At 61.9% G+C, this 17,878-nt stretch carries 20 protein-coding genes; 4 read left to right on the top strand and 16 right to left on the bottom strand.

All coding sequences use genetic code 11. The features are described 5' to 3' along the window. Window positions 1-25: 25 nt before the first annotated feature. The 12 genes from SBP01_RS14115 to SBP01_RS14060 form a co-directional block, all read right to left on the bottom strand. Complete coding sequence (locus SBP01_RS14115) at window positions 26-988, bottom strand: Tad domain-containing protein (protein WP_320536211.1); 963 nt, start codon at window positions 986-988, stop codon at window positions 26-28. After that, entirely contained in the window at window positions 976-1,365 is a 390-nt protein-coding gene (locus tag SBP01_RS14110) for a TadE family protein (protein ID WP_320536210.1), read from the bottom strand. The genes SBP01_RS14115 and SBP01_RS14110 overlap by 13 nt, the downstream gene beginning before the upstream one ends. Window positions 1,366-1,478: 113 nt before the next feature. Then, window positions 1,479-1,718 carry a Flp family type IVb pilin gene (locus tag SBP01_RS14105; protein WP_320536209.1) on the bottom strand — a complete coding sequence of 80 codons (240 nt, stop codon included), beginning with the start codon at window positions 1,716-1,718 and terminating at the stop codon, window positions 1,479-1,481. Between the two features lie 268 nt (window positions 1,719-1,986). Next, complete coding sequence (locus SBP01_RS14100) at window positions 1,987-2,703, bottom strand: type II secretion system F family protein (RefSeq protein WP_320538354.1); 717 nt, start codon at window positions 2,701-2,703, stop codon at window positions 1,987-1,989. A gap of 182 nt (window positions 2,704-2,885) precedes the next feature. After that, the gene (locus tag SBP01_RS14095) at window positions 2,886-3,833 is read right to left on the bottom strand and encodes a type II secretion system F family protein (RefSeq protein WP_320536208.1); all 948 of its coding nucleotides are present in this window, start codon (window positions 3,831-3,833) and stop codon (window positions 2,886-2,888) included. Continuing rightward, window positions 3,830-5,266, bottom strand: a complete 1,437-nt coding sequence (locus tag SBP01_RS14090) for a CpaF family protein (RefSeq protein ID WP_320538353.1) — start codon at window positions 5,264-5,266, stop codon at window positions 3,830-3,832. The genes SBP01_RS14095 and SBP01_RS14090 overlap by 4 nt, the downstream gene beginning before the upstream one ends. Next, window positions 5,263-6,459 (bottom strand): AAA family ATPase, encoded by a 1,197-nt coding sequence (locus SBP01_RS14085; RefSeq protein ID WP_320536207.1) that lies wholly within the window; start codon window positions 6,457-6,459, stop codon window positions 5,263-5,265. Before SBP01_RS14085 ends, SBP01_RS14090 begins: the two co-directional genes overlap by 4 nt. Continuing rightward, window positions 6,456-7,217, bottom strand: a complete 762-nt coding sequence (cpaB, locus tag SBP01_RS14080; RefSeq protein WP_320536206.1) for a Flp pilus assembly protein CpaB — start codon at window positions 7,215-7,217, stop codon at window positions 6,456-6,458. Before cpaB ends, SBP01_RS14085 begins: the two co-directional genes overlap by 4 nt. 21 nt (window positions 7,218-7,238) lie before the next feature. Beyond that, on the bottom strand, window positions 7,239-8,282 hold the full coding sequence (locus SBP01_RS14075; RefSeq protein ID WP_320536205.1) for a Tad domain-containing protein: 1,044 nt from the start codon (window positions 8,280-8,282) through the stop codon (window positions 7,239-7,241). Then, the gene (locus SBP01_RS14070; RefSeq protein WP_320536204.1) at window positions 8,270-8,740 is read right to left on the bottom strand and encodes a TadE/TadG family type IV pilus assembly protein; all 471 of its coding nucleotides are present in this window, start codon (window positions 8,738-8,740) and stop codon (window positions 8,270-8,272) included. Before SBP01_RS14070 ends, SBP01_RS14075 begins: the two co-directional genes overlap by 13 nt. 197 nt (window positions 8,741-8,937) lie before the next feature. Continuing rightward, a complete protein-coding gene (locus SBP01_RS14065; RefSeq protein ID WP_320536203.1) occupies window positions 8,938-9,144 on the bottom strand; it encodes a Flp family type IVb pilin in 207 nt (68 codons plus the stop codon). Between the two features lie 278 nt (window positions 9,145-9,422). Further along, window positions 9,423-10,088: a prepilin peptidase gene (locus tag SBP01_RS14060; protein ID WP_320536202.1), complete on the bottom strand. Its 666-nt coding sequence runs from the start codon at window positions 10,086-10,088 to the stop codon at window positions 9,423-9,425. A 296-nt stretch (window positions 10,089-10,384) separates the two neighbouring features. Between SBP01_RS14060 and rplM the strand changes: the two genes are divergently transcribed. The 3 genes from rplM (at window position 10,385) to glmM (ending at window position 12,872) form a co-directional block, all read left to right on the top strand. Then, window positions 10,385-10,828 carry a 50S ribosomal protein L13 gene (gene rplM, locus SBP01_RS14055; protein WP_015937805.1) on the top strand — a complete coding sequence of 148 codons (444 nt, stop codon included), beginning with the start codon at window positions 10,385-10,387 and terminating at the stop codon, window positions 10,826-10,828. A gap of 38 nt (window positions 10,829-10,866) precedes the next feature. Then, complete coding sequence (gene rpsI, locus SBP01_RS14050) at window positions 10,867-11,373, top strand: 30S ribosomal protein S9 (RefSeq protein WP_164205955.1); 507 nt, start codon at window positions 10,867-10,869, stop codon at window positions 11,371-11,373. A gap of 137 nt (window positions 11,374-11,510) precedes the next feature. Continuing rightward, window positions 11,511-12,872, top strand: coding sequence for a phosphoglucosamine mutase (gene glmM, locus SBP01_RS14045; RefSeq protein ID WP_320536201.1), 1,362 nt, complete (start codon window positions 11,511-11,513; stop codon window positions 12,870-12,872). A 68-nt stretch (window positions 12,873-12,940) separates the two neighbouring features. On the opposite strand, the gene mscL is transcribed toward glmM, so the two are convergent. The 3 genes from mscL to coaA form a co-directional block, all read right to left on the bottom strand. Continuing rightward, window positions 12,941-13,345, bottom strand: coding sequence for a large conductance mechanosensitive channel protein MscL (gene mscL / locus SBP01_RS14040; protein WP_320536200.1), 405 nt, complete (start codon window positions 13,343-13,345; stop codon window positions 12,941-12,943). Between the two features lie 84 nt (window positions 13,346-13,429). Next, window positions 13,430-14,293 carry a D-alanyl-D-alanine carboxypeptidase family protein gene (locus tag SBP01_RS14035; protein ID WP_414004232.1) on the bottom strand — a complete coding sequence of 288 codons (864 nt, stop codon included), beginning with the start codon at window positions 14,291-14,293 and terminating at the stop codon, window positions 13,430-13,432. Between the two features lie 5 nt (window positions 14,294-14,298). Next, complete coding sequence (coaA, locus tag SBP01_RS14030; protein WP_320536198.1) at window positions 14,299-15,264, bottom strand: type I pantothenate kinase; 966 nt, start codon at window positions 15,262-15,264, stop codon at window positions 14,299-14,301. Window positions 15,265-15,352: 88 nt separating this feature from the next. Between coaA and glmS the strand changes: the two genes are divergently transcribed. Continuing rightward, window positions 15,353-17,242, top strand: coding sequence for a glutamine--fructose-6-phosphate transaminase (isomerizing) (gene glmS / locus SBP01_RS14025; RefSeq protein WP_320536197.1), 1,890 nt, complete (start codon window positions 15,353-15,355; stop codon window positions 17,240-17,242). Window positions 17,243-17,323: 81 nt separating this feature from the next. Here the strand turns inward: glmS and SBP01_RS14020 are convergent, their stop codons facing one another. Next, a complete protein-coding gene (locus SBP01_RS14020) occupies window positions 17,324-17,836 on the bottom strand; it encodes a VOC family protein (protein WP_320536196.1) in 513 nt (170 codons plus the stop codon). Window positions 17,837-17,878: the final 42 nt, after the last annotated feature.

The raw sequence follows: 17,878 nt of genomic DNA, 5'->3' as shown, positions 1-17,878 counted from the left end.
ACTGCTCCTGTGTATTCGGGACTTGCTAGGGGGTGAGGCGGACAATGGCCGCGCCGTAATCGGGGGTGTTGCCGAGTTCGAAGGCTTGAGACAGCGAAACGAACTTGACGAAATAGCCGCGGATCGACTTGTTATCCACCTTCGCGCCGGTGGTGAAGCCGATGCTTGGAAACTGGTAGCCCGTGATGTGGAAGGCGGCGAAGCCTTTGATGTAGTACTTGCCGGTGGAGCCCGTTCCGGTGGCCCAGTCGTAGAGCGGCAATAGCACCGTTTGATCGTTCATTTGGCTGAAGTCGGCCGCGGTGCAGAGCGATGGTGTGCTGGCACCCGTATTGCTGGTGAACCACACGCCGCTATCATTCGATGCGCCGGCCTTGAGCGTCAGGCCGCATTTTGTTGCACCGGGTGTATCGATCCAGCCGAATCCGCCCGGTATCCCGCCGCAATCATTAACATCCTGTTTGAGCACCTGGACGGCTCCGGCTATAGACCCGGTGGTCAGGTCGAGCCGGCAGGTTGGGATGGCCAGCGGCATAATCACCGGTCCCTTGGATGGAACGCCCCACTTTGCGGTGGAACTGGCTGTCACTTCGGCGGTGTTGATGCCGAGGACCCGCGCGAAAATGAGCGACACCTGGTTTGGCGTATGACCGGCCTCTTGGGCGCCAACAGTTACCGTCACGGTGTTGGGCGTAGTCCGGTCTATGGACTTGACGTTGCTGAGCCTGTCCGTGGCATTGCTGTTGGCCATGCTCGAGGCAAGGGTGGATGGGCTGGTGCAGCCAGCATTGGCGGGGTATTTGGCACACGTCTGGGCGATGGCCAAGGAGGCCGCATCGGCGCCGTTGCGCAGTTGCGTTCGCTCGGCGAACATCATGGACACGTCCACTGCCATGGCGCCAAAGCCCAAGAGAGCCACTAGCGAGAGGGCTACGATGACACTGACCGCGCCGCGCTCGCCGTTGCTGTCTTTTCTCAACCGCCGCACAGCATGGCTCCGGTTCCGCTCATTTTGAAAGGGCCTGCGAAACCTGTGATGGACGACAGCGTGTAAGTGACGGTGACGGTGGTCTGAGGGCTTGTGCCAGGGGTAATGGTTGAGGGGCACGTGGTCCCGAAATGCATATCCGTCGCCTGCAAACCAGGGGTCAATGATGCGGCCGCAGTTTTGGCGGCGTTCGTGGCATCGGCCGTTTTCCCGGTGATTGCCATCACCCGGACGCCTTCGCGGGCTGCGGCCGAAAGCGTAGCTTGGGCGTTATAGACGCGACTGAATTCCATGATGCCCAGCAGCAGCATGACCAGAAGGGGCGCCACGATCGCAAACTCGACGGCTACCGCGCCGCGCTCGGATGCCCTGGACATTTGAATGCCTTTCCGTCAGGCCAACTCTGGTTGGGGAAGCGAGGTGGCGGCGGCCTGAATGCCGCCGCCACTGATCCGCCTGGTTTGCTGAGTGCCGGCGGCTTTGCCGCGGCTCAGGGAGCGCAGCTACCTCCAGCGGCAGCCGTAGCGGTTTGCTTGACGGCCGTCCAGGTGCCGCCGCCAACCTGGCACTTAACTTGCTCGAACATAGTGGTCAATGTCCCGCCGAGGAGGCCGACGGCGACGATGATGACCACGGCGATGAGTGCGACCATGATGCCGTATTCAACGGCCGTAGCGCCCCTTTCATCGCTGCGAAGGCGGATCATAAGGTTGGTGTGAAGAGAAAGCATGGGGACTCCTGAGCGAGTATGGGTGGCTGGTCCTGCACCAGCCCAACCACGAAGCTAGCAATCGGTTGCTACAGTCAGATGCGATCTCGGAATTTCTTGCGCAAAGACTGCCCATTTACGGCGTACCCTGCGGTTGTACTCGGTGAAGGCTGCGGAAAACCTTGGAAATCGTGGCCTCTGGACACACAAGCGGACCCCCTCGGTTCTGGGTGCCGAGAGGGTCCGGTTCTTGGGGCGCCTTATGGCGCATTTTTGTGCGGGCCTGCACCTACATGCGGGAAAACGCCGCGATAATGTTGATGACTGCCGGCCCGAGGATGACGATGAACAGAACGGGCAGGATGCAGAGCATCAAGGGAAAGAGCACCTTGATGGGAAGCTTCATTGCTTTCTCCTCAGCGCGCTGTCGCCTTTTGATCCTCATCTGCTTGGCCTGTGTTCGCAGGACGCTTGCTATCGCGATACCGTAAACGTCTGCTTGGACAACGGCTCGCACGAAGCTCCGAAGGTCCGACGCCCCGGTGCGTTGTCCCATGGCCAAGTAGGCTTCCCGCCGGCTCCTGCCAACTTGCATATCCTGCAGGGTCCGGAGAAGTTCCGCGGCGAGAGGACCTTTGCCGTTCTGGCCAGCGCGTGCCATGGCTGACTCAAAGCCCAGGCCCGCCTCGACTGAGATCAGCATCTGGTCCAGGGTGCTGGGCAACTCCAGTTCGATAGCTTCCTGGCGCTTCACACCCTGGCTATGCAGGAGGAGGTCGGGAACGAAGTATGCGAGTACCGTCACGAACAAGGCTACGAGAAAGCCCATGCTCGTGGGGCTCCTGAGGATCAATAGGATTCCCACCACTCCGGCCACCAAAGCGAGAGCCGGCTTGACCACCAGCAGCCGGTCCAAAGGCATGGCCGCCGGACGGCCCGCCTTCGCGAGCAGTTTGTCAAGCCATGCCGGGTAACCCTTCGGCGTTAGGCGCTGGCCCAACTGCACAAGCCAGGGGGCTTCGACTCCTTGGGAAGCGTCGGCTGCCTTTCCTCGCCCTCGTCCAAGATTGCTTCGGACGGCCGCCAAGCCGGGGCGGTCCACTGAAATCACTGCCCAAACCATCAGCGAACACGGAACAACGATTATTGCCACTATGAACCAAGCCATTGCGCTCATGCTTTCACCTCCTAGAACTTGATCTTGACGACGCGGCTCAGCCAGAAGGACCCAAGGGCCAGCAGAACAACTCCAAACCCGAGCATGACCCACCCCAATACGTTCGCGTACAGCACGCCGAGGTAGCCGGGGTTGGAGAAGCTGAGGAACAAGAAGATCCCGACCGGCAAGGCAATGAGGATGTAGGCCGAGAGCTTGCCCTCTGCGCTGAGGGATTGCACTTGGCCCTTGATCTGCATCCGCTCTCGGATGGTCTCTCCCACATGGTCGAGTACTTCAGCCAGGTCTCCGCCGACTTCCCGGTGGATCTCGATTGCCTGGGCCATCCAGTCAAAGTCCTCGCTCCGCATGCGCCGAGCCGAGTCGGCCATAGAGTCCTTCAGGTCTCGGCCGAGCCTGGTCTCGTTGACCAGCCGTGCGAATTCCTCTGACGTAGGCGCGTCAGATTCCTGGGCCACGGCGTCCACAGCCCTCAGCAGACTGTGGCCAGCTCGTAGGCCTCCTGAGAGCATCTGCAGAGTGTCGCCGAGCTGTGATTCGAACTTGGCGCGGCGCTTGCCGGCCAAAATGTTCAGGAACAGCTTGCCTCCGAAAGGCGTCAGTAGGGCGAACACCAGTGCCAGTCCGAGGCCGCCAAGAACAAAGCCCACCACCCCCGCTGTTACCGCCGCGCATCCGAGTAAGAGGATGAAGTCTGCCTGGCGAAGGTGTAGTCCTGCTTCCTCCAAGGACGAGGAGGAACCGAACCTGGCATTCCGGCTGATATTGCGTTCGACAAAGGACGTCGCCGATGCGGCAACTCGGGTGAGGGCAGACGGTTGTTCGGCGACGCCAGGTCGCCTACGCGACAATTCGATATTTGCCTCGCGGCCGCGGAGGGTCACGACGAAGAGGAACACTAGCGAGGCCAGGCACAGAAGGACACCAAGAATCAGCAAGATCGGGCTGGTGGCACTCACCGGTAAACACCCCCAATCGGTGAGCTCCCGAAGACAGCCGGCGATAGGACAATTCCCAGGTCCGCGAAGTGATCTGCGAAACGAGGCCTGACGCCGGTGGGGATCGGCTTTCCGAGGAACCTTCCGTGAGCGTCAACTCCGGCGCTGTAATCGAATGTGAAGGCGTCCTGGAGCGTGACAATGTCGCCTTCCATCCCTTGAACTTCCGTGACATGCGTCACCCGCCTGGTGCCGTCGCGAAGGCGTGAAATGTGAACGATGAGATTTACCGCTGAAGCGATCTGTTCGCGAATGGCACGAAGCGGCAGGTCCATGCCTGCCATCAGCACCAAGGTCTCCAGTCGGGCGATAGCGTCACGGGGTGAGTTAGCGTGCACAGTTGAGATGGACCCGTCATGGCCTGTGTTCATGGCCTGGAGCATGTCCAGTGACTCACCGCCACGGACTTCGCCGATCACAATTCTGTCCGGGCGCATGCGCAGGGAGTTACGAACGAGGTCCCGGATGCTGATTTCACCCTTGCCCTCGATGTTTCTCGGCCGACTTTCGAGCCGAACAACGTGTTCCTGCTGGAGTTGAAGCTCCACGGCGTCCTCAATGGTGACGATCCGCTCGTCCGGAGGAATGAAGGATGACAAGACATTGAGAAGTGTCGTCTTACCGGTGCCGGTGCCTCCGGAGACGATGATGTTGAGCCGCGCGTGCACGCAGGCGTTCAGGAGTTCGGCGATTTCCGGGGAGATGGTGCCAAAAGAGATGAGATCTTTGACCGTCAGCGGCACCTGGCCGAACTTTCGAATCGTCAGCGACGAGCCGTTGACGGCCAACGGCGGAATGATGGCGTTAACACGCGAACCGTCCGCCAAGCGGGCGTCCACCAGTGGAGATGATTCATCAATTCTCCTACCTACTTTGGTGACGATCCGCTCGATGATCCGTCGCAGATGATCCTCGGACTTGAAGCGGGACGCCGTGAGGAAGAGTCTGCCTCCCCGTTCAACGTAGATCTTGTCCGGACCGTTGACCATCACCTCGGTCACCGCATCATCCGCAATGAACTTTTGGAGCGGTCCGAGACCAACGACGTCATCGAGGATGTCCTGGACCAAGCGCTGCCGTTCCCCCGAGGACAGAGGGATCTCATCCTCTTCGATGATGGTGCGGAGCTCCCCTTTGGCGTACTCGTGCAACTCAGCCTCGTCCAGGGACGCGTCTGAGATCCGGCTTCCCATACGCTCATAAAGTGCATTGCCGGCGCGTTCCTTGACCGCTGTTAAGGCGTCGTTTGCTTCAGCGCTGTGATCGTTGGAGGCGGGTTCACTCCAAGCGGACTCAGTCTGACTTTTCCCTGCCCACGGAATTTCAGTTCGGATTTCAGCCGGCTGCTGGCTCGCCTGGTTGCGAACAGATTGAAAGCGATCTGCGAGTGTCATTGGACTACCGCCCTTCGGTGAAGTTTTTTGTGAGTGCGCTGCTCCCACGCCGGATCAAACCGCTGAACGAGCTGACGCAAGCCCTTTGCGACAGCATCCCGGGACGACTCCTGCAGAAGGGGGACCCCCTTGTTTGTGGAATACGGCACCGCATGTGACCGGGGGAGCACGACATCCACAGGGCACCCGATAGTTGACTCGACGTCCTTCAGTGTCAGTCCGCTTCGGCGGTCGCCAAAGTTGAGCACCACGTGCCTGTTCGGCGGCAGCAAGCCAAGCTCGGTCAGGATCGAGAATCCTGTCCGAAGACCCTTGATGCTCGGTATGTCCATACCGCAGACCCAGACGCCGTCGGTGGCCTGTTCGAGGCTCGCGAGTACATGTTCCCCAAGCCCGGGTGCGGTATCGACAACCACGAACTTGAACTCGCTGGCCAGCTGCACCAGCAATCTGGCCACCTGTTCCCCTGATATTTGGTCCGCCTCCACGGGGTTAAGAGGCGCACATAGTGCGTACATGCCGGACGGATGCAGTGTGAGGTACGACTTGAGTACCAGGCTGTCACCTGCCGCCGCCCCTTTGACAGCGTCGGCGATAGTCTTCTCAGGTTCGAGTCTGAGCCCGGAGGCTACGTCGCCGAACTGCAGGTCTAAATCGACCACCACAACGCTCATCGGGTCCAGCTTTGCCAGGCCGACGGCCAGGTTGGTAGTCACGGTCGTCTTTCCCACACCGCCCTTAGGGGACATGACTGCAATGATCCGTCCGTTGCCACTCGTCGGTTCAACGATGTTTCCGAGGCCGCGGCGGCGCCCCGCGGCTGCTAAACTGGCGCGCTCCAGCATGACGTGGATGGCGTCGACCTCGGCCCCGGGGTCCAGGAGGTCCCTTATGCCGGCCCGCATGGCGGGCAACGCGATGTCGGAATCACTTTCTGTGACAAGTACCACGCTGATCTCCGGATATTGGAGGTCAAACAGACTGGCAAGCCTGATGGAGTCGTCCACCGGAAGGCCTGGTCCAAGCAGAATCACTTCCAGCTGGTCGCCCGAGAGCGTACCCAGAACGTCGTCCGGGCCCGGCGGCAGGAAGTTGGCCACGATGCCATGGAACGTTCCGTGCAGGCGGGAAGCAGCCTGCCTGGCCCGGGCTTCGAACTCGGCGTCGGCCGTGATGGCTACGAACCTGCTCACCGGTACAGCTCCGGCTTCTTGACAACCAACGGTGTTCCTTCGGTGGCGGACGCCGGTTCCTTCGTTAGCCACAGGGTTCCGAAGTTAGCCCCGAAAGCGATTTTCGCGGCATCTGCGTCGTTTCGGGCGAAAGTGACCAGCAGCTGTCCAGTGGGCAGTTCAGTATTGGCCTGTTCTTCGGCAGTGGTGCCTCCCGCGGCTGAGGCAGATGTCTTGGCCATGGAACGCTGGACGCTCGTAACCAGGACCTTGTGGAAGATCTGCTGTCCGGATTCGACATCAGGCGCGTCCTTGACGGCTCCCTTATCGAAGAGGACCACGATGCCAACGGTGTCGCCGGCCGCGATGCGCCCGCCCACCACCCGCTGCGCCTCCAGTTGAACGGAGATCTCCTGCATTCCATCGGGCACCGGGACTGAGCCGGGAGCCGACAAGCTTTCAGGATCAGCCAGCCGTGCGCCCAGTAGTGCCTCTCCTGGCAGCAGGTCCACTGCGGCGACTTTTCCGTTGAGGCCGTCCAGGCTCTTCAGGGCGCCGTTGGGCACTGAAGCCGAAGGCAGTGAGGTGAGCTTTACTGAGGCCTTCAGTTTTTCCAGGTCGGTGCCTTTGGCGACTTGTTGTTGAACGACGAGTACGTCGACTGGCTGCAGGTCTTTTTGGGCCCGCGCCTCGGATGCTGAAACGTAAGAGACAAGTAAGACTGTGCCAGCTATTGCCAGCACGAATGCGATGATGCCTCCCAGTAGGCGTGTTTTCACAGGTTCCCCCTCGGTGGATTATTAATTGGCGAGTGACACACTTGATGTTCCGAAGTCCTCCCCCCCGGTTCCTCCGGTACTGGTTTGGAACTGAACGAATGCGCCGATGATGCAGCGGTCTTCTCCTCCTGAACAGGCAAGATTAGCGTTCATCCCGGTATCTGTTGCTTTATCTCGGAATTCGTAAGGTCCACTGGCGTTCCCAAAATGCCAACCCGTGATTCTGAAGGTGGCGTATCCAATAATATGAAACGTTCCCGTATTTCCTCCGCCGGAAGCCGTATCAAATATGGGAAAGGCAACCTCCACCTTTCCGCCGGCTGTGAGGGTAGCAACCCAACCTTCTAAGATCGTTTTACAATTCTTAGGATGCTTGTTGCCTGGGTTTGATGTCGCGAAGTTTCCAATATTTGTAACAGCCACGCAGGGGTTTGCATCCGTGTCGGTGAGCCAACCCCATCCGCCGGGGATCGTATGGCCTGAGGCATTTGTACAAGTCGTGCCGGGTTTCCATGAAATTCGTTGAAGCGTCGCGGTCGCGGCGGTCGCAGGCCCAAGGCCGTAGCAACTCTCGGAGAAAGCAAGTGGGAATCCTCCGCCGCTGCTTGGAAATCCCCAAGTGGCTGTGGCCGTGGCCTGGATGTCGGTACTGTTGATTCCCAAGGCTTTGGCAAGCATCAAGGAAAAGTGGTTTGCTCCGTCGTGCGTCTGAGACTGAGTGGTCACATCCACTTTGCGCGCAGTTGTATTTGCGATAGCAGTCAAGACGTTGCTGTGAGCGTCCAGCGCGTTGCCGTTGGCGTACGGAGTAGCTCGTGCCTTTTGATCGGCAGAACAAGGAGTCGATACTGTTGCTTTAGCGCAGACCTGGGCAACAGCGAGCGCCGCTGAGTCTGCCCCATTCTGCAACTGCGCCTTTTCTGAGTACATGGCACCTACGTCTACAGCAAGGGCGCTGAAGCCAAGTAGTACAACCATGAGAAGTGCCGCAAGAGGAGCTACTACTCCGCGTTCCCTGTCAGCGGGCCGGAAACTTCCCAGGAACTTTTTGCCTAACCTTCGCATCGCATGACCCCCTTAGCCGAAATGTTCATGATGTCGGGGAGAAAGGGAACCAGCGTTGGCAGCCCAGTCAGGTAATTGACATTTGCATTGATGGTGACTACAGCATCCAGGTTTGGAGCGCAGGGACTGATGTTGATCTCACCAAGCTGCAAGTCTGCTATGGGAGCAGCGTCAACGGCTTTCTGCTTTGCCGTAGCGGGCAGGTATCCCGCCTTTGCATAATGGATTGCTGCGTATCGCGCAGCTTCGCGGGCGCCCTCGGCCATCGAAACTTGAATGCTAAAGGCTCGACCGTACTCGACGACTCCAAGGATCAAGGCGAGGAAGATGGGGAGAATGAGGGCAAACTCGACCGCGACAGCCCCAAATTCCCTGGATCTATTTCTGTCGCCGAGGTTTACCGAGGGTTTCTTCACTGCCCGACCTATCTTCTGCACCGACGCGAGATTTTCGCGCACGTGGCGATTCGCCAACTTGAGTTGGGCGCAACACAGAGGCGTCCACCTTTGCGGTTGAGACCGTTCACGATCCCTCCTGAAATTTGAATACTTGCCGACTTGCGCGTATCTAGGCGGAGATCCGAAGGGCGGTGCGGTGGCAGCGGAGCTGTCGCCCGACTACCGCCGCCCCGCCTCGGTTTTAATGAGATGCGGCTTTAGGGTGCGATGCCGGCGAGCTGGCCGCGAACGACCTCGAAGAGACGGTTGAGCTGGCCGCCCAGGAGGCCGACAGTGACGATAATGGCCACGGCGATAAGGGCGACCATGAGGCCGTATTCAACGGCGGTCGCTCCCTTCTCGGAAGAGAGGCGATCCTTTACGCCGGCGACGTAAGCCATCATTGAGACCATAAGAGAAGTCATTGTATGTTCCTTAATTCGGTGAAATGGATTTGAATTTATTCCAACGAATTTCCAGCTCCCCCCATATTTCTTAGCGGTTGCTGGACTTCGCTAAGAAGAGATTGTCAGGCGGGACTTCCGGCAACAATGCGTAGAGGTACCCGACTTTTTTCGGGTCCTTTCAATGACGTACTCGAAACGCAATCGTGAGTACTCGCATTGGCGATGTAGGTACGCACGTCACTACTTGGACGCGGCGATGCTAAAGATCTGTAGCAATGATGATGGGGCGTCGCAGCCTAAGCCAAGAGGAGCGCTACGCTGGCGGCGGCAGCAAGCATTGAGGGCCCGTGGGGCACCTCAGAGGCATGTTCCGCGCGGTTTCCGCGAACGACGACGAGCGTTACGACTCCGTTCAGGATGAATCCCAGGAGGCCGCCGTACATCAGATGACTCCAGCCTAGGTATCCCAAGTAAAGCCCGATGGGTGCCGCGAACTTGACGTCGCCCATTCCCATGCCACCGGGGGAGATAATCGCCAGAATCAGGTAGATGACGAAGAGAATTGCCCCGCCGGCGAGTGCGCGCAGCACCTCTGTCCACGGCGATCCCCCAAAAACTGCTGCCAGAAGGCAAATAAGCCCACCTAGTAATAGGGACAAAACCAAGGGGTTAGGCAGAAGATGCAGCGAAATATCAATCCTGGCCAGCTGGATCCCCAAAACAGCAAGGAGTGTAAAGGCCGGCAGCCCGGGGTCGGCCCCGAAACGCAAAGCGAAAGCGGCGCAAAGGGCGCCGGTGATCACCGCCGTCGTGATCCGGACGCGCGTGGAGGGCAGTCCGCCGATGCGGGGAAGGAGCTTGGCGATGAGCCAGTCGGCGACCGGTGAGAGGATGAGTCCCAGGACTCCGATCGCGGCCACAAACAGCGGCATTGTTGAACCGGCGTAGCCCAAAGAAGTCATCGAGTCCCCCTGCTTGCATCAGGCCGGCGCGCTGCGAAGACTGTCCGGCTCACCCATTTTGACCCTGGGGCCGAGTTCAAGCTAACATTGGTAGTCGTTGTGCGTGTCCTTTCTCGATGATGCGTGCCCGCTTGAGAATCCGGTTGCAGGATAACTACTCAACGAGCACATTCGAGACTTCTGGATGACTGGTTACATAGAGCCCTCACCTCTGTTCCGGTAGCGCATAGATAGTAGGTGCACACGCTTGAGTGACACCTAAACAAGAACGCCAGAACAAGAACGAGGCAAAAACCGTGCGTACGTACACCCCGAAGCCCGGCGATATCAACCGCCAGTGGCACGTCATTGACGCCACAGACGTTGTCCTTGGTCGTCTTGCCAGCCAGACCGCAATCCTGCTGCGCGGCAAGCACAAGGCCACCTTTGCATCCCACATGGACATGGGCGACTTCGTCATCATCATCAACGCTGAAAAGGTAGCCCTCACCGGCGCCAAGCTGGAGCAGAAGCGCGCATACCGCCACTCCGGCTACCCGGGCGGCCTGACCTCCGTCAACTACGCGGAACTCCTGGAATCCAACCCGGTCCGCGCCGTTGAGAAAGCCATCAAGGGCATGCTCCCCAAGAACTCCCTCGCTGCACAGCAGCTGGGCAAGCTGAAGGTGTACCGCGGTGCAGAGCACCCCCACGCCGCCCAGCAGCCCAAGACTTTCGAAATTACCCAGGTCGCCCAGTAGTCCTGGCCACCAAACAACTTATCTATACAAGGAGAATCGTGGCTCAGAACGAAGAGACCACCGAAGCCGTTGAGGCTGAGGAAACCCTGACCAGCTACACCTCTGAAAGCGGAGCCGCTGAAGCTGCTGCGCCCAAGAAGGAGCGCCCGGCACTCACTGTTGCCGGCGCAGCTGTTGGCCGCCGCAAGGAAGCCGTTGCCCGCGTCCGCGTTGTACCGGGCTCCGGCAAGTGGACCATCAACGGCCGTGCGCTGGACAACTACTTCCCGAACAAGCTGCACCAGCAGGACGTCAACGAGCCCTTCAAGATCCTGGATCTCGAAGGTGCCTACGACGTCATCGCCCGCATCCACGGCGGCGGCATCTCCGGCCAGGCCGGCGCCCTGCGCCTCGGCATCGCCCGTTCACTGAACGAGATCGACGTCGACAACAACCGCGCCACTCTTAAGAAGGCCGGTTACCTGCGCCGCGACGCACGCATCATCGAGCGCAAGAAGGCTGGCCTCAAGAAGGCCCGCAAGGCTCAGCAGTACTCCAAGCGCTAAATCCGCTTGCACAGAAGCCCGTCCCGCCATTGGCGGGGCGGGCTTCTGCCGTTAACTGTGTGGCTTGCCAGAGCAAGCGGGCACGTCCCTGACCAGTCGTTTCAAGTCCCCCGGCCCCCATCCCATACACTTGCACAGTGTCTAGATTATTTGGAACAGATGGAGTCCGGGGCCTGGCTAACGGCCTGTTGACGGCGGAGCTTGCGATGCAGCTCGCCCAGGCAGCAGCCGTGGTGCTGGGGCATGACCGCAACACGAACGGCACGCGGCCCCGCGCCGTGGTGGCTCGCGACCCGCGCGCCAGCGGTGAGTTCATCGCCGCGGCCGTTGAGGCCGGGCTCTCCAGCTCCGGCATTGACGTCTACGACGCAGGAGTTCTACCCACGCCGGCCGCTGCCTACCTTGTGGCCGATCTTGACGCCGACTTCGGCGTGATGATCTCCGCGTCGCACAACCCGGCACCGGACAACGGCATCAAGTTCTTCGCCCGCGGCGGCCAGAAGCTCCCTGACGACGTTGAAGACGCCATCGAGCAGCAGATGAGCAAGGAGCCCACCCGTCCCGTCGGCGCCGACGTGGGACGCATCCAGCGCTTCTCCGACGCCGAAGACCGCTACGTGGTCCACCTCCTGGGCACCCTGCCGCACCGCCTGGACGGTTTGAAGGTCGTCCTGGACTGCGCCCACGGCGCCGCCAGCGGCTGCTCACCCCAGGTCTTCAAGGACGCCGGCGCCGACGTCGTGGTCATCGGCGCGGATCCGGACGGCCACAACATCAACGACGGTGTCGGCTCCACCCACCTGGGACAGCTCAAAGCCGCCGTCATGGAGCACCGCGCGGACCTCGGCATCGCCCACGACGGCGACGCCGACCGCTGCCTCGCCGTGGACCACGAAGGCAACGAAGTGGACGGCGACCAGATCATGGCGATCCTGGCCGTTGCCCTCAAAGCTTCGGGCAAGCTCGTCGATGACGTCCTGGTCGCCACCGTCATGAGCAATCTCGGCCTCAAGATCGCGCTCCGTGAAGCCGGCATCAGCATCCGCGAAACGGCAGTGGGGGACCGCTACGTTCTCGAAAGCATGCGCGAAGGCGGCTACAACCTCGGCGGCGAACAGTCCGGACATGTCATTTTCTCCGACTACGCCACCACCGGCGACGGCGTCCTTACCGGCCTGCAGCTCGCCGCGCAGGTCGCGCTGACCGGCAAGCCGCTCAAGGAGCTGGCCGCCGTGATGACCAAGCTCCCTCAGGTCCTCATCAACGTCAGGGGCGTTGACCGCAGCCGCGTGGGCAGCTCGGAAGTTCTGCAGCAGGCCGTGGCCGTGGCTGAGGCCGGACTGGGCGACACAGGCCGTGTCCTGCTCCGCCCGTCAGGCACGGAGCCCGTGGTCCGCGTCATGGTGGAGGCCGCCGATGAAGCTACCGCCGAGTCCATCGCCGAGCGGCTCGCCCAGGTGGTCCGCACCGAGCTCGCGCTCGAACTCGTCACCGAGTAACCAAGTCCAAACAAGTGTGGCCCGCCTCCGTCAGGAAGCGGGCCACACTTGGTTGGTGAGTGGAGAACCTACATCGTTCGGTTCTGCAGTGAGTCGCGGATTTCGGTGAGCAGGGCGATCTGCGGGTCTTCGGCAGATTCTTCCTTGACGTCGGGATCGATGCCGAGCCGGCGGTTGCGGCGCTCGATCATGTGGTTCATGGGCATAACCACCACAAAGTAGATGGCGGCAGCGATAAGCAGGAAGTTGACGATGGCGGTCAGCAGAACGCCAAATTCCATGGCGTTGCCGTTGAAGTCAACCTTGGCGAAGCTATCGAAGTTCGGAGATCCCACGAGTCCTGCAATGAATGGCATGAGTACCTTGTTCACCAGTGCGGTGACGACCGCCCCGAAGGCTGTACCCATGACAACGGCGACGGCAAGGTCTACGACGTTGCCCTTCATGATGAAATTCTTGAATCCTGTCAACATAAAGACCAAGCTAGCGCACTAAAGCGACGCCACACCTGACGGCAAAGTAAACTTTTCGCCCGTGTCGGGAACCAAACGGGCCCCTCAGGCGTACCCCGGCGCCGCTTCCAGCCCGAAGTACTCCTCCACCGTGTTGATGCCCCGGTTCGCCATGTCCGTGGCGGCCCCCACTCCGATGTACCGCAGGTGCCACGGCTCGTAGTAGTAGCCGGTGATCGGGTGGAACATCCACGGGTACCGCACCACAAAGCCGAAGCGGTGGCCGTTCGCCTTCGCCCACACGGCCGCCGGCTGGTCCGCGAAGCAGGGCTGGAAGCCGCACGCCCCGCCGCCGTCGCCGATGTCGAACGCCCAGCCGGTCTGATGCTCCGAGTAGCCGGGCCGGGCGCTGGCGGTGTCGGCGTCCGCCTGGCCGCGCGCCGCCACATACCCGTTGTACGTGGTCACCTGCGTGGCGTAGGAGCGGTAGCCGCTCGCCAGGACGATGGTCACGCCGTCCCGCGCGGCCGCCGCGAACATCGCTTCCGCCGCGGCCGCCGTGGTGCTGTTCAGCAACGAAGCCTCACCGGACACGGCCAGCGGCACGTTCGGCTGCACCAGGTCCGCCGGCGCGTAGTCCGGCGGCTGCAGCGGACGGTGCTTGTTCACCACCACCCAGGGGCTCGCCGGGTCCGTCAGCGAGAACTGCCCCGGCAGGGACGCAGCCGCCGACGGCGGAACGGGAGCCTGCGACGGCGGCCCAGCTGCCGCCGTCGTACTTTCCGCCACGGTGGGGGAGGGGCCCGCAGAGGTAACGGAAGGTGCGGACGCCGACGGCGCCACCGCCTTTGGTGCCTCCGGTGTGCACGCGGTCAACACCGTCAGCCCCGCCCCGGCGGCGAGGAATTGGGCGAAGGACCGCCGGCTGGCGCCGGGCGGAAGAGCCCAGGACACGCAGTGGTGGCACACCTGGGTTAAACCTTTCGCAGGAGCATGCGGCGGATGGAGTGGTCCGCATCCTTGGTCAGCACCAGCTGCGCCCGGCCGCGGGTGGGGAGGACGTTTTCCTCCAGGTTGGGCTCGTTGATCCGCTTCCAGATGTCCCGGGCGGTGCTCTCCGCCTCGCTGGGGGACAGTGACGCGTACCGGTGGAAGTAGGACTCCGGCTGCGCGAACGCCGTGCTCTGGAGCCTGCGGAACCGTTCCACGTACCACTCCTCGATATAGGCGGTCTTGGCGTCCACATAAATGGAGAAGTCGAAGAAGTCGCTCAGGGCCAGGCCCTGCCGGCCGTCCTGGCGCGGGCGGGCCGGCGCAAGCACGTTCAGGCCCTCCACAATGAGCACATCGGGGCGGCGCACCACCACTTCCTTGTCCGGCACGATGTCGTAGGTGACGTGCGAGTACCAGGGCGCCCGGACCTCCTCCGCGCCGCCCTTGACCTCGCTCACAAAACGCAGCAGCGCCCGGCGGTCGTAGGACTCGGGGAAACCTTTGCGCTCCAGCAGCTGCCGGCGCTTGAGTTCAGCCAGGGGGTAGAGGAAGCCGTCGGTGGTGATCAGCTCCACGTTCGGGGTGCCGGGCCAGCGCCGCAGCATCTCCCGGAGCACGCGCGCAATTGTGGACTTCCCCACAGCCACCGAGCCGGCCACGCCAATCACAAAGGGGGTGCGCTGGGTCTTCTCACCCAGGAAGGTGGTGGTGGCCGAATGCAGCTGGCCCGCGGCCTCGACATAGAGGTGCAGGAGCCGGGACAACGGCAGGTAAACCTCGCGGATCTCCTTCATATCCAGTGGATCGCCGAGGCCACGCAGACGGACAATGTCCTCTTCGTTAAGGGGTTGCTCCATCTGGGCGGCGAGCCGGGACCAGGTCTGACGGTCCAGCTCAACGAACGGAGAGACACCCTCCCCGTTCGCTTCGTTGCGTTGCAAAGTCACTTTAGAGATTCTGCCCCGCGCAGGGCTGAGAGCGAAATGCGGCCCCGGAAGTTTAAAACTCAACCCGCCTGCCGATAAGCTTTAGCGCATGTGTGGAATCGTTGGATATGTGGGTCATGCTAATGGCCGTGGCAATGCCGGTCATAGCGCGTTGGACGTGGTCCTTGAGGGATTGCGTCGTCTGGAGTACCGCGGCTACGACTCCGCAGGCGTTGCGGTGGTATCGGACGGGGCCATCGAGTCCCGGAAGAAGTCGGGCAAGCTGAGCAACCTCCGGGCCGAGCTGGCGGAACACCCGCTGCCCGAGACCCTGACCGGCATCGGCCACACCCGCTGGGCCACGCACGGCGGCCCCACGGACCAGAACGCGCACCCGCACCTGGCCGACGGCGGGAAGCTGGCCCTGATCCACAACGGCATCATCGAAAACTTCGCCGAGCTCAAGCTGGGCCTGGTGGACAAGGGCTACAAGTTCGCGTCCGAAACCGACACCGAGGTCGCCGCCGTGCTCCTGGGCGACATCTTCCGCAACCAGTTGAACGGCAATGCCGACGGCGGCCTGGCCGTCGCCATGCAGCTCGCCTGCCAGCAGCTCGAGGGTGCGTTCACCCTCCTCGCCGTGCACGCTGACCAGCCCGACGTAGTGGTCGCTGCCCGCCGCAACTCCCCGCTGGTGGTTGGCCTGGGCGAGGGCGAGAACTTCCTCGGCTCGGACGTCTCCGGGTTCATTGACTACACCCGCCGCGCCGTGGAGCTGGGCCAGGACCAGATTGTCACCATCACCGCGGACTCCGTGGAGATCACGGACTTCTTCGGCGCCCCGGCCCAAGGCAAGGAATACCACGTTGACTGGGATCCCGAGGCGGCCACCAAGGGCGGCTTCAGCTCCTTCATGGAGAAGGAAATCCACGATCAGCCCGACGCTGTCCGCCAGACCCTGCTGGGCCGCTCGGACCTGAACGGCAACCTGACCCTGGATGAGCTGCGCATCGATCCGGAGGAGCTCAAGAAGGTCAACAAGATCATCGTGCTGGCCTGCGGCACCGCAGCCTACGCCGGGACCGTGGCGAAGTACGCCATCGAGAACTGGTGCCGGATCCCCACCGAGGTGGAGCTCGCGCACGAATTCCGCTACCGCGACCCGATCCTGGACGAGAACACCCTGGTGGTCTCCATCAGCCAGTCCGGCGAAACCATGGACACCCTGATGGCCGTCCGGTACGCACGCGAACAGGGCGCCAAGGCCATCTCCATCTGCAACACCAACGGCTCCACGATTCCCCGCGAGTCCGACGCCGTGCTCTACACCCACGCCGGCCCGGAGATCGCCGTCGCCTCCACCAAGGCCTTCCTGGCGCAGATCACCGCCGCCTACCTGCTGGGCCTGTACCTGGCGCAGCTGCGCGGCAACATCTTCTCCGGGCAGATCAAGGACGTCCTGGCTGACCTGGGCAAGATCCCGGACAAGATCCAGACCATCCTCGACGGCGCCGGCCCCCTCCGCGAACTGGCCCGCAGCATGGCCAACGAGCAGTCCGTCCTGTTCCTGGGCCGGCACGTGGGCTACCCCGTGGCACTCGAAGGCGCGCTTAAGCTCAAGGAAATCGCCTACATCCACGCCGAAGGCTTCGCCGCCGGCGAGCTGAAGCACGGCCCCATCGCGCTGGTCGAGGAAGGCAAGCCGGTGTTCGTGATTGTGCCGTCCCCGCGCGGCCGCGACTCGCTGCACGCCAAGGTGGTCTCCAACATCCAGGAAGTCCGCGCCCGCGGCGCCCGCACCCTGGTCATCGCCGAGGAAGGCGACGAAGCCGTGAAGGCCTACGCCGAGCACGTCTTCTACGTCCCGGAAACCCCGACGCTGCTGATGCCGCTGCTGACCACTGTCCCGCTGCAGATCTTCGCCGCCGAACTCGCCGCGGCCAAGGGCTACGACGTTGACCAGCCGCGCAACCTTGCCAAGAGCGTCACGGTCGAGTAACACAGAAGCGCCTGCTGCCTGTCCGGAAGCCCCGGCCCTTTCAAAGGGCCGGGGCTTCTGTTTAGTGCTGGGCCACGCCGTTCACGGCGCCATACCGGTCACGTCGCTGGACGCGGCCCTATCGGCACGCCACCGCTCCTCCTTGGCCCGTGCGGTGGCCACGGCGTCATCGATGACGAGCGGGACAGCCGGGTCGAGCTCAGTGTGGGATTCCACCGAGTAGAAGCGAACCTCGTGACCGTCCGGGTCATGCAGCATCGGCAGAATCCATCCGATCGTTGCGAAATGCACCCCGGCATGGGCCTCCCCGAGGCCGCTCAGGTGGGCCGCCAACGCCTCGATCCCTTCCCGGTCCGGCACTCCGATGGAGAAGTAGTCGAAGCCGGCTGACGCCTTCGCCCGGTCCGGGTTGAGGTTCAGCGCCAGGTCGGGGCCGCCGTCGGGATGGGTCATCGCAACGCCGGTAAGGCGGCCGTGTTCGCGGAACTCGATGACGACTTGATAGCCGAGCCGGGTGCCGTACCACCGGATTGACCGGTCCAGGTCTGAGACGGGCAGCTTGAGGTGGTGCACCCCGGCCAGTGTCGGAATCATCGGAACCTCCAATTGCAGTCTGACTGTATCTATGCAGCTATA

The sequence above is a fragment of the Pseudarthrobacter sp. IC2-21 genome (assembly GCF_034048115.1).
In the GTDB taxonomy this organism is placed as follows: domain Bacteria; phylum Actinomycetota; class Actinomycetes; order Actinomycetales; family Micrococcaceae; genus Arthrobacter; species Arthrobacter naphthalenicus.
Note: the sequence above shows the minus strand (reverse complement) of the source record. Positions and strands in the feature narration are given on the sequence as shown.